This is a genomic window from Kitasatospora sp. NPDC048286, from assembly GCF_043201735.1.
Taxonomy (GTDB): Bacteria; Actinomycetota; Actinomycetes; order Streptomycetales; family Streptomycetaceae; genus Kitasatospora.
In genome coordinates, this window is record NZ_JBICZE010000010.1 from 221,326 (window position 1) to 232,443 (window position 11,118).

Annotated in this window: 6 protein-coding genes; 3 read left to right on the forward strand and 3 right to left on the reverse strand. The window is 71.6% G+C overall.

Annotated elements, in window-relative coordinates; all coding sequences use genetic code 11:
- Positions 1 to 258: 258 nt before the first annotated feature.
- Both ACGF13_RS24770 and ACGF13_RS24775 read left to right on the forward strand, forming a co-directional pair.
- Positions 259 to 1,503 (forward strand): thiolase family protein, encoded by a 1,245-nt coding sequence (locus ACGF13_RS24770; RefSeq protein ID WP_392878599.1) that lies wholly within the window; start codon positions 259 to 261, stop codon positions 1,501 to 1,503.
- Positions 1,504 to 1,505: 2 nt separating this feature from the next.
- Positions 1,506 to 3,653 (forward strand): 3-hydroxyacyl-CoA dehydrogenase NAD-binding domain-containing protein, encoded by a 2,148-nt coding sequence (locus ACGF13_RS24775; RefSeq protein ID WP_392878602.1) that lies wholly within the window; start codon positions 1,506 to 1,508, stop codon positions 3,651 to 3,653.
- A gap of 167 nt (positions 3,654 to 3,820) precedes the next feature.
- Here ACGF13_RS24775 and ACGF13_RS24780 read toward each other — a convergent pair whose 3' ends face one another.
- The 3 genes from ACGF13_RS24780 to ACGF13_RS24790 all read right to left on the reverse strand — a co-directional run bounded on the left by ACGF13_RS24780 (position 3,821) and on the right by ACGF13_RS24790 (position 8,872).
- Positions 3,821 to 5,347: an ArnT family glycosyltransferase gene (locus ACGF13_RS24780; protein ID WP_392878604.1), complete on the reverse strand. Its 1,527-nt coding sequence runs from the start codon at positions 5,345 to 5,347 to the stop codon at positions 3,821 to 3,823.
- Between the two features lie 147 nt (positions 5,348 to 5,494).
- The gene (dxs, locus tag ACGF13_RS24785; protein ID WP_392878607.1) at positions 5,495 to 7,402 is read right to left on the reverse strand and encodes a 1-deoxy-D-xylulose-5-phosphate synthase; all 1,908 of its coding nucleotides are present in this window, start codon (positions 7,400 to 7,402) and stop codon (positions 5,495 to 5,497) included.
- 291 nt (positions 7,403 to 7,693) lie between these two features.
- The gene (locus tag ACGF13_RS24790; RefSeq protein WP_392878609.1) at positions 7,694 to 8,872 is read right to left on the reverse strand and encodes an ROK family protein; all 1,179 of its coding nucleotides are present in this window, start codon (positions 8,870 to 8,872) and stop codon (positions 7,694 to 7,696) included.
- A 470-nt stretch (positions 8,873 to 9,342) separates the two neighbouring features.
- Here ACGF13_RS24790 and ACGF13_RS24795 point away from each other — a divergent pair, with 470 nt between their 5' ends.
- Positions 9,343 to 11,031 carry a PQQ-binding-like beta-propeller repeat protein gene (locus tag ACGF13_RS24795; RefSeq protein WP_392878611.1) on the forward strand — a complete coding sequence of 563 codons (1,689 nt, stop codon included), beginning with the start codon at positions 9,343 to 9,345 and terminating at the stop codon, positions 11,029 to 11,031.
- Positions 11,032 to 11,118 lie beyond the last annotated feature (87 nt).

The following is an 11,118-nucleotide window of genomic DNA, read 5'->3' on the forward strand; positions in this document are numbered from 1 at the left end:
CGGTCCGCGACCCGATCCGGCAACCGGTGGAAGGGGATGTCGTCCGTACGGGCGACATCCCCTTCGTCGTACCCGGGACGGACGCTCCTGGTCGGACGGGGCGGGGAACGTGTCGGGGGACACATGGTCAGATCCCTCCGAGGGGCCTGGGCAGGTTGGTTACCGACGGGTAGCATGACCGTGATGCGGCGCCGCTCGGGTCTTCGACGGCGGCAGCCTGCCCACCTCGAAATGTTGGTCCCTGGGAGGAGAGCCCCCGTGCCTCGTACCGCGAGGGACGTCGTCTTCGTCGATGGCGTCCGCACCCCGTTCGGCAAGGCCGGCCCGAAGGGCATCTACCACGAGACGCGCGCCGACGACCTGGTCGTCAAGTGCATCCGGGAACTCGTGCGTCGTAACCCGAACCTGCCCGTCGAGCGCATCGACGAGGTCGCCGTCGCGGCCACCACGCAGATCGGCGACCAGGGTCTGACCATCGGGCGCACCGCCGCCCTGCTGGCCGGCCTGCCGAAGTCCGTCCCGGGCTACGCGATCGACCGCATGTGCGCCGGCGCGCTGACCGCCGTGACCACCACCGCCGGCGGCATCGCCTTCGGCGCGTACGACGTGGTCGTGGCCGGCGGCGTCGAGCACATGGGCCGCCACCCGATGGGTGAGGGCGTCGACCCGAACCCGCGCTTCGTCTCCGAGAAGCTGGTCGACGAGTCCGCCCTGTTCATGGGCATGACCGCGGAGAACCTGCACGACCGCTTCCCGCACCTGACCAAGGAGCGCTGCGACGCCTACGCCGTGCGCTCCCAGGAGAAGGCCGCCAAGGCGTACGCCAACGGCGACATCCAGCCCGACCTGGTGCCGATCACGATCCGCAACACCAACCCCGAGGTCGGCGAGACCGGCTGGGGCCTGGCCACCGTGGACGAGCCGATGCGCCCGGGCACCACGATGGAGAACCTGGCGGGCCTCAAGACCCCGTTCCGCCCGCACGGCAACATCACCGCGGGCAACTCGGCCGGTCTGAACGACGGTGCCACCGCCTCGCTGCTGGCCGCCGAGGACGTCGCCGAGGAGCTCGGCCTCCCGGTCAAGATGCGCCTGGTCTCCTTCGCCTTCGCGGGCGTCGAGCCCGAGGTCATGGGTGTCGGCCCGGTGCCGGCCACCGAGAAGGCGCTGGCCAAGGCCGGTCTGACCATCGACGACATCCAGGCCTTCGAGGTCAACGAGGCCTTCGCCGTCCAGGTCCTGGCCTTCCTGGACCACTTCGGCATCGCGGACGACGACGAGCGGGTCAACCCGTACGGCGGTGCGATCGCCTTCGGCCACCCGCTGGCCTCCTCCGGCGTGCGCCTGATGAACCAGCTGGCCCGCCGCTTCGAGCAGCGCCCGGACGTCCGCTACGGCCTGACCACGATGTGCATCGGCTTCGGCATGGGCGGCACCATCATCTGGGAGAACCCCCACTGGAGCGGCGAGACCCGGAACACCGAGCTCGAGGGTGGTAAGTGACCATGGCCGACACCACTGAGCTGCTCACCCGCGGCGCCGAGCTCTTCCCGGGCGAGGTCGTCACGACCGCGCACGTCCGCCACCTCGACCTGCCGCTGCAGGCCGGCAAGCTGGCCCTGATCACCCTGGACAACGGCTTCGACCACACCAAGCCGACCACCTTCGGCCCGGGCTCGCTGCTCAAGCTGAACGCGGCGCTGGACCAGGTCGAGGCCGAGGCCGCCGAGGGCAGGATCGTCGGTGCCGCGATCACCGGCAAGCCGTTCATCTTCGCGGTCGGCGCCGACCTCAAGGGCGTCGAGCTGCTCAAGGAGCACGCGGACGCGCTGGCCATCGGCAAGGGCGGCCACGACGTCTTCAAGCGGATCGCCTCGCTGCCCGTCCCCACCTTCGCCTTCTACAACGGCGCGGCAATGGGCGGCGGCGTCGAGGTCGGCCTGCACTGCGACTACCGCACGGTGTCGGCGGGCGTCCCGGCCTTCTCGCTGCCCGAGGTCTTCCTCGGACTCGTCCCCGGCTGGGGCGGCTGCACCATCCTGCCGAACCTGGTGGGTGCCGGTAAGGCCGTCAAGGTCATCATCGAGAACTCGATGAACCAGAACAAGCAGCTCAAGGGCAAGGACGTGTTCGAGCTGGGGATCGCCGACGCGATCTTCGAGCCGGCCGACTTCCTGGAGCAGTCGCTGCTCTGGGCCGCCAAGGTCGTCAAGGGCGACGTCGTCGTCGAGCGCGAGGCGATCGACCGCGGCAAGGCCTGGGACGACGCCGTCCTCTGGGGCCGCATGGTCGCCGACGGCAAGGTGCACGGCGCCGCTCCGGCCGCCTACAAGGCGCTGGACATCATCGCCGCCGCCAAGGACTTCGACCTGGCGGACAAGGCGAGCCTGCAGGCCGGCTTCGACGCCGAGGACGCGGCCCTGGCCGACCTCATCATGAGCGGCGAGCTGCGCAGCGGCATCTACGCCTTCAACCTGGTGCAGCGCCGGGCCAAGCGCCCGGTCGGCGCGCCGGACAAGTCGCTGGCCCGCCCGGTCACCAAGGTCGGCGTCGTCGGCGCCGGTCTGATGGCCTCGCAGCTGGCGCTGCTGTTCGCCCGCCGTCTGGAGGTGCCGGTGGTCCTCACCGACATCGACCAGGAGCGCGTCGACAAGGGCGTCGGCTACGTCCACGCCGAGATCGACAAGCTGCTCGGCAAGGGCCGGATCAGCCCGGACAAGGCCAACCGCCTCAAGGGCCTGGTCTCCGGCTCGCTGGACAAGGCCGCCGCCTTCGGCGACGCGGACTTCGTCATCGAGGCCGTGTTCGAGGAGATGGGCGTCAAGCAGACCGTCTTCGCGGACCTGGAGAAGGTCGTCTCGCCGACCTGCGTGCTGGCGACCAACACCTCGTCGCTGTCGGTCACCGAGATGGCCTCGAAGCTGCAGCACCCCGAGCGGGTCGTCGGCTTCCACTTCTTCAACCCGGTCGCGATCCTGCCGCTGCTGGAGATCGTCCGCGGCGACAGCACCGACGACGCCTCGCTGGCCACCGCCTTCGCGGTGTCCAAGAAGCTGAAGAAGACCTCGGTCCTGTGCAAGGACCGCCCGGCGTTCGTGGTGAACCGGATCCTGACCCGCTTCATGGGCGAGATCCAGAACATCATCGACGAGGGCACCCCGATCGCCGACGTCGAGAAGGCCGTCGAGCCGCTCGGCCTGCCGATGTCCCCGATCGTGCTGCTGGAGCTGGTCGGCCCGGCCATCGCCCTGCACGTCTCGGAGACCCTGCACGGCGCCTTCCCGGAGCGGTTCGCCGTCTCCGAGAACCTCGCCAAGGTGGTCAAGGCCGGCAAGCGCGGCTTCTACACCTGGACGGACGGCCAGCAGGTCCTCGACCCCGAGGTGCTGGAGCTGCTGTCCTTCGGCGACTCGGTGCTCACCGAGGAGCAGGTCCGCGCCCGCGCCCTGGAGGCCGTGGCGCAGGAGATCGGCCTGATGCTGGAGGAGGGTGTCGTCGCCGAGGCGCAGGACATCGACCTCTGCATGATCACCGGTGCCGGCTGGCCCTTCCATCTGGGCGGGATCACCCCGTACCTGGACCGTGAGGGCATCTCCGAGCGGGTGAACGGCAAGCCGTTCCTCGCCGTCGGTGTGGCCTCGGTGCCCGCCTAGGCAAGGCCCGTACCCGGAACACGGAGGAGCCCCGGTGACCTGCTGGTCACCGGGGCTCCTCGGTGTGTACGGGGTTCCCGCCCGATGTCTTGTGCATGGAGTTGTCGGACGTTTACTCCGTGTACAGGGGCCTCGGGGTCCTGGTGGTCTCGGTGCTCTCGGTGCTCTCAGTGCTTGAGGCGGTAGACCACGGTGTCGGCGAAGACGCCGACCATCTCGTAGTGGGTGTCCAGCAGGTTCTCGATCCTGGGGACCATGACCGGCTGGTACGGGGCGATGCCGGAGTCGTCGACCACGACCTCGGGCAGGCCGTTGGCAAGCTCCTTGTCGAAGGTCTGCCAGGCGTTGGAGACGCTGAACTGCTCGCCGACGTTCTGGTTGCCGTCCTTGCCGCCGCTGTAGTTGGTCAGGAAGCCGGCGGTCAGGTAGCGGGTGGCGGGCTTGCGGTCGGCCAGCCAGTAGAGCTCGGGGTGCATGCCCCAGACCAGCACGGTGTCCTTGGGGGTGGTCTGGGCGGCGACGGCGGTGGCCACCTCGGTGGTGCGGTTGAGCCGCTCCCCCGGCCAGGCCAGTGCCAGGCACCAGAACACCGTGGCGGCGGCCGTGGTGTACAGCAGGACGGGCTTCCAGCGGATCGCCGAGGTGGCGACCGCCCCGGTGCCGAGCAGGACCAGCGGCGGCATCAGCTGGAGGTAGTAGTGGCCGAAGAAGTGGAAGCCCACGCTGACCGCGACGACCGAGGAGAGCAGCCAGACCCACAGGTCGGTGGTCGAGCCGTGCTCCTCGCCGGCCACCGGCAGCGGGCGGTGGCGGTACTTGAGCCAGAGCCGTCGCCCGACCGGGAGCAGGAAGCCCAGGCCGGCCGCGGCCAGGATGGCGGAGTTGCCGAACGCCCGGCCGAGCATCTGGAGCCAGGCGCCGCCGAAGGAGGCGTAGTCACCGCTGCCGGTGACCACCCAGAACAGGAAGCCCTTGGGCTTGGTGAGGATCACCGCGACCAGCGCTATCGGCAGGGTGAAGCCGAACCCGATCTTGAACAGCGCGGGCGGCCAGCGCACCCCGCGCCGGCGGGCGTCCTGGAACAGCATCCAGAGCACCGGCAGCAGCACCGCGCCGCCGGTCTGCTTGGTCAGTGAGCACAGGGCGACGGCGATGCCCGCGGCCAGCCAGCGGCGCCGTTCGGCGTACCGGAAGGCGGCCACCATGGCGGGCAGCATGAAGACCTCGAAGGTCGCCGCCTGGGTGTCCTCCGGGGAGAGCCCGATGGAGACCAGCAGGTAGAGCAGTCCGGCCCCGGCCCCGGCCCGGTTGCCCCAGCGGCCGCGGGCGATCGAGGCCAGCAGGATCGCGGTGACCAGGTGGGCCACCACCGCCAGGGTGCGCAGCGGCCAGAGCGAGGCGGAGCCGAAGACCGCGAAGCAGGCCTGGTAGAGCCAGGGCAGCAGCGGCGGCTTGCGGTCGACCACGGTGTCGTACAGCACCCCGCCGTCCGCCAGCATCCGGGCCTGGGTGGCCAGGAAGCCCTCGTCCGGGCTCCAGACGGGCCGGGCGAAGGAGGGGATGTGGGTGAGCAGGGCGACCAGCGCGAGCACCGGCACCAGCCTGGTCCAGTACCCGCTCAGCACACGGGTACGGACGCGCTCGGGCAGGCGCTCGGCCAGTCCGGTGAGGCGGGGGCGGGTGGGGGTCGACACGGGTGACAACCTACCGGGCGGGACCGGCGCCGGTGGCGCCGGTCCCGCCTTTCGGTGCGATTGTCAGCTTGTCTCGCGACGAACTGTTACGGAGTTACGACAAACGGTCGTCGGTGGAACGGGGAGCGGTCCACGGGGACCCCCCGGTCAGGCCTTGACCGGCGCGGCGTCCAGCTTGGCGACCAGTGCGGTCACCTTCCGGGCGATGTCCGGGGCGTTCAGGCCGATCTCGGCCAGGATCTCGGCCCGGCTGGCGTGGTCCAGGAACTCCTGCGGGATGCCGAAGTCGCGCACCGGCAGGTCCACGTCCGCGTCCCGCAGCGCCTGCGCCACGGCCGCGCCGACGCCGCCCACCCGGCCGTTGTCCTCGATGGTGACGACCACCCGGTGCTCGGCGGCCAGGCCCGGCAGGGCCGGGTCCACCGGCTTGACCCAGCGCGGGTCCACCACGGTGGCGGTGATGCCCTGGGCGGCCAGCAGGTCGGCGACCTCCAGGCTGGTGAGGGCCATCGCACCGACCGAGACGATCAGCACATCGGCGCGGTGGGCGCCGGAGGGCTCCTCGGCGGCGCGCAGCACGTCCATGCCGCCGACCCGGCCGACCGCGGGGACGGCCGGGCCGACCGTGCCCTTGGAGTAGCGGACCACGGTCGGGGCGTCCTTGACCTCGACGGCCTCACGCAGCTGGGCGCGGACCTGGTCGGCGTCGCGCGGGGCGGCCAGCCGCAGGGTCGGGATGATCTGCAGCATCGACATGTCCCACATGCCGTTGTGCGAGGCGCCGTCGTCACCGGTGACGCCGGCCCGGTCCAGGACGAAGGTGACACCCAGCTTGTGCAGGGCGACGTCCATCAGGACCTGGTCGAAGGCGCGGTTCAGGAAGGTCGCGTAGACCGCGAACACCGGGTGCAGGCCGTTGGTGGCCAGGCCGGCCGCGCTGGTGACGGCGTGCTGCTCGGCGATGCCGACGTCGAAGATGCGGTCCGGGAAGGCCTCGGCGAACGGGGCCAGGCCCACCGGGTGGAGCATGGCGGCGGTGATGCCGACGATGTCCTCGCGCTCGTGGCCGAGCGCGACCATCTCCTCCGCGAAGACCGAGGTCCAGCTCTGCCCGCCACCGCTCTGGATCGGCAGACCGGTCTCCGGGTGGATCTTGCCGACCGCGTGGAAGCGGTCCTCGTCGTTGTTCTCGGCGGCGTGGTAGCCGCGGCCCTTCTCGGTGAGGCAGTGCACGATCACCGGGCCGCCGAAGCCGCGCGCCTTGGTCAGCGCGGACTCCAGGGCGGTCAGGTCGTGGCCGTCGATCGGGCCGATGTACTTGAGGCCGAGGTCCTCGAACATGCCCTGCGGGGCGATGAAGTCCTTGAGGCCCTTCTTGGCGCCGTGCAGCGTCTCGAACAGCTGCTGGCCGACCACCGGGGTGCGCTGGAGCGCGTCCTTGCCCCAGGACAGGAAGCGCTCGTAGCCCTGGGTGGTGCGCAGGGTGGCGAGGTGGTTGGCCAGGCCGCCGATGGTCGGCGAGTACGAGCGCTCGTTGTCGTTGACGACGATGACCAGCGGACGGTCCTTGGCGTCGGCGATGTTGTTGAGCGCCTCCCAGGCCATGCCGCCGGTGAGCGCGCCGTCGCCGATCACGGCGACGACCGGGTCGTTCTTGCCCAGCAGCTGGTTGGCCTTGGCCAGGCCGTCGGCGTACGACAGGACGGTGGAGGCGTGCGAGTTCTCGATCACGTCGTGCTCGGACTCGGCGCGGGACGGGTAGCCGGACAGGCCGCCCTTCATCCGCAGCCGGGAGAAGTCCTGGCGGCCGGTGAGCAGCTTGTGGACGTAGCTCTGGTGGCCGGTGTCGAAGAGGATGCGGTCACGCGGTGAGTCGAAGACCCGGTGCAGCGCGATGGTGAGCTCCACCACGCCGAGGTTGGGGCCGAGGTGGCCGCCCGTCTTGGAGACCTCGGTCACCAGGAAGGTCCGGATCTCCTGGGCCAGTGCGGCCAGCTGTCCGGGCGTGAGCCGGTCGAGATCGCGCGGTCCCCGAATGCGGGTCAGCAGGGCCACCCGTTCCTCCTCGTTCAGTGTTCGCGGACCACGGACGGTCCGACGGGCGTCGCTGCCCGGTCCGGTGGCACGCCGACGGTCCCGGCCGGTGCCGACCGGTCGAGTCTAATGTCCGCCTGCCGAACACCGAGCGGCGCGCCCGGTCCCACTGTTCGGTCGTGCCGTTCCGGGAGGTCGGGCAGGGGAAGCGGGTCATCTCAGATTGACGCACGCGCGTTCGAGCATGCTTATGCGGTCGCTCGGGATCGACCGTCCGGAGCCGACCGCTCGGGACGGCCCCGGCCGGCGGCGTCACGCGCGGCCGAGCGCGCCGGACTCCCCCATCTCGCTCATCACCAGGGCCAGCGCGCCGAGCACCTCGGCCCGGCCGCCGAGGGTGCCGGGGACGACCGAGAGCTGACGGGCGGCGCTCGGGATCGCGTAGCGTGCCACCGAGTCCCGGATCGGGGCGAGCACCAGCTCGCCGGCCTCGGCGAGGTCGCCGCCGAGGATGACCCGGCGGGGGTTGAGCAGGTTGCACAGGGTGGCGACGCCGGTGCCGATCTGCCGGCCCGCGTCGGCGATCACCCGGCGGCAGCCGAGGTCGCCCTGCTGGGCCAGCTCGACGACCCGGGGCAGGCTGAGGTCGGGGCCGAGGGTGGAGACCAGCAGCGAGAGCAGGTAGCGGGAGCCGACGAAGGTCTCCAGGCAGCCGCGGTTGCCGCAGCGGCAGACCGGCCCGGCCTCGTCCAGGGTGATGTGCCCGATCTCGCCCGCGGTGCCGCCCGGCCCCCGGTAGATCTGGCCGTTCACCACCAGCCCGGCGCCGACACCGCTGGCGACCTTGATGTAGGCGAGGTCGCTCAGCCCGCGCCCGGCGCCCCAGACCAGCTCGCCGAGCGCGCCCAGGTTGGCGTCGTTGTCCACGTGCACCGGCATGCCGAGCCGCTCGCCCAGCTCCCGGCCCGGGGCGATGCCCGTCCAGCCGGGCAGGATCGCGGTGGAGCCGAGCGCGCCGGTCTCCACGTCGATCGGTCCTGGCACGCCGAGGCCGACGCCGATCACCTTGTCGGAGCGGAACCCGGCCTGCGCCAGCAGCCGCTCGACCATCGCCTCGGCGCGGTCGAAGCCCTGCTGGGCGGAGACGTCCACGTCGATCGGTGCGCTCTCCTCGGCCAGCACCCGGTGGGCCAGGTTGCCGACCGCGACACGCAGGTGGGTGTGGCCGAAGTCGATGCCGACCACGATGCCGGCGTCCCCGCTCAGCGAGACGCTGCGGGCGCGGCGGCCGCCGGAGGAGGTGTCGGCGACCACGACGGTGCCGCTCTCCTTCAACTCCCGCACGATGTTGGAGACGGTGGCCGCGGACAGGCCGGTGCCGCGGGCGATCTCGGCCTGGGTGAGCGACCCGGCCATCCGCACCGCGCGGAGCACCCGTTCCAGGTTCGCCCGGTGCAGCGACGACTGCGAGCCCGGTGTGTCCGTCGACATGATCCACCCTCCCAGGGCGGGGACCCCTCCGCCGGGTGTCCCCTTCAACTCCTGAAGGGTACGGCCCGGGGGCCCTGCCGGGGATCCCGGCCGGAAGGCACCGGAGTGGAAGGGAGCGCGGAGGGCGGCGGGACGGCGCGGGCCCGGACACCGGGCGCCGGCGTGGGGGCGCGGTGATCGGCGGGTGAAGGTGTTGCACGGCCTGGACCTGCGGGGACGGGGAACCGCGGTCCTGGCGGCGGCCGAAATGCGCACACCACTAGCATGGTGCCCAATTCTCACCGTCCCACCGGCGCCGTCGACGGCGCCGACAGGGGACGCTTCCAGACATGACGGGGAATCAGATGGCAGGGGATCACCCTACGCCGGGGGCAGGCGAAACGCCCGGCAGCGGTCCGCAGGACAACCGGGGCGTCTCGTTCGGGCGCCCGCCGGGCGGCGGTGTGGATCCGGCCGCCGTCGCGGACCAGATGACGCAGCTCGACGGCGCGGCCGTCCCCGGCCCGGCCGCGCCCGCGGGCCCGCCGCCCGCCCAGCCGCCGGCACCGCCCGTACAGCCGCCCGCGCAGCCGCCGGCACAACCGCCCGTCGGCAGCCCGGAGTACGCGGCGTACGCGCCGACCGCGACCGGGTTCCCCACCCAGGCCCCGCCGCCGCCCGGCGCCGCACCGGTCGGCCCGTACGACCCGGCCCCCGGCGCGTACGGCGCTCCGGACTCCGGGCAGGCCTACAACGCGGGCGGCTACAACTACCAGCAGCAGCCCGGCTACAGCTACCCCGTCGCGCCCGTCGCCCCCAAGCAGCGCAACCCCGTGCTGCTGTGGGGCGGGATCATCGGCGGCGTACTGGCGATCTCGATCGTGATCGCCCTGGTCGTCCTGCTCAAGGACCCCAAGCACGACCCCGACCCGACCCCTGGCCCGGTCGCCGGCGACAACGGCGGCACCGGCGACGGCGGCACCGACGACGGCGGGACCAGCAACGGCCCCACCCCCGCCCCCAAGGGCGGCACCTTCAACGTCGCCTGGAGCGCCCCCAAGCCGGCCGGCGCGGACAGCTCGCCCCAGATGCTCGGCATCTGGGGCACCGACAAGCTCGCCGTGCGCGTCGACAGTTCCGGCATCAAGGCCTACAACCTGGCCGACGGCAAGGAGGCCTGGACCATCCCCGTCCCGAGCGGCAGCAAGGAGCTGTGCACCGCCTCGTACGGCGCCAACTCCAAGGGCGTCGCCGCCGTCTCCTTCAACACCGGTGACAGCGACTGCTCCACCGTCGGCGCCGTCGACCTGGCCCAGGGCAAGTTGCTCTGGAGCGTCAAGGTCTCGGCCGACCGGATGTCCTCGCCGACCCTCAGCGTCACCGAGAACGTCGTCGCCGTCGGCGGCAACGCCGTCGGCGCCCTGAACATCGCCAACGGCCAGCCGGCCTGGCAGTACCAGCCGCGCGACAAGGACTGCGTCCTGCGCGGCAAGGCGGCCGGCGCCCAGATCGCGGTCAGCGACCGCTGCTACGGCAACAGCGGCCCGAAGTCGCAGCTGGTCATCGTCAACGCCGAGACCGGCAAGCCGGCCAGCACCCCGGTCACCCTCACCGGCAACATCGAGCAGGTCGACTCGGTCGTCCAGGACAAGCCGCTGGTGCTGCTGATGTCCAGCGGCCCGCAGGGCGACTACATCCTGCCGTTCGACAAGGACAACAAGCCGGGCAACCAGATGTCCGTCAAGGAGCCCGGCGCGGACAGCCTGCGGCTCTCCGGCCAGGACGAGGCCGTCACCCACAACGTGGTCAGCGGCACCACGCTGTACGTCCAGGTCAGCGGCAGCAAGGCGGGCATCAACGCCTACGACCTGACCACCGGCAAGCGGCTGTGGTCGGCCAACTCCGGCTCGGCCGGCAACGACATGCGCCTGGTCGCCGGGACGGACAAGGACGGCAAGGTCCGCGCGATCGTCGACCAGGGCTACAACAAGCCGGCCCGACTGGTGACGCTCTCGCCGACCGACGGCTCGATGACCGACCTCGGCACCATGACCATGCCGAGCAGCATGAACATCGGCAGCAGCAGCAACGAGTACATGATCTCGGCGGACGGCGCCGCGGTCTACGCCTTCCGCCGCCTCAGCTCCAGCGACGGTCCGCTGACCAAGTGGAAGAAGTGACGCCGGGGTGACCCCGGGGGCATGACCCCACGTCGTGACCGACCCGGGCGGGGCGGGAACGGGCAGAGCGCCCGGGCCCGCCCCGCC

Bases quoted from the DNA above. Each gene is read 5' to 3' on its own strand.
- ACGF13_RS24775 (WP_392878602.1), top strand. From the start codon at position 1,506: ATGGCCGACACCACTGAGCTGCTCACCCGCGGCGCCGAGCTCTTCCCG.
- ACGF13_RS24790 (WP_392878609.1), bottom strand. From the start codon at position 8,872: ATGTCGACGGACACACCGGGCTCGCAGTCGTCGCTGCACCGGGCGAAC.
- ACGF13_RS24795 (WP_392878611.1), top strand. From the start codon at position 9,343: ATGACGCAGCTCGACGGCGCGGCCGTCCCCGGCCCGGCCGCGCCCGCG.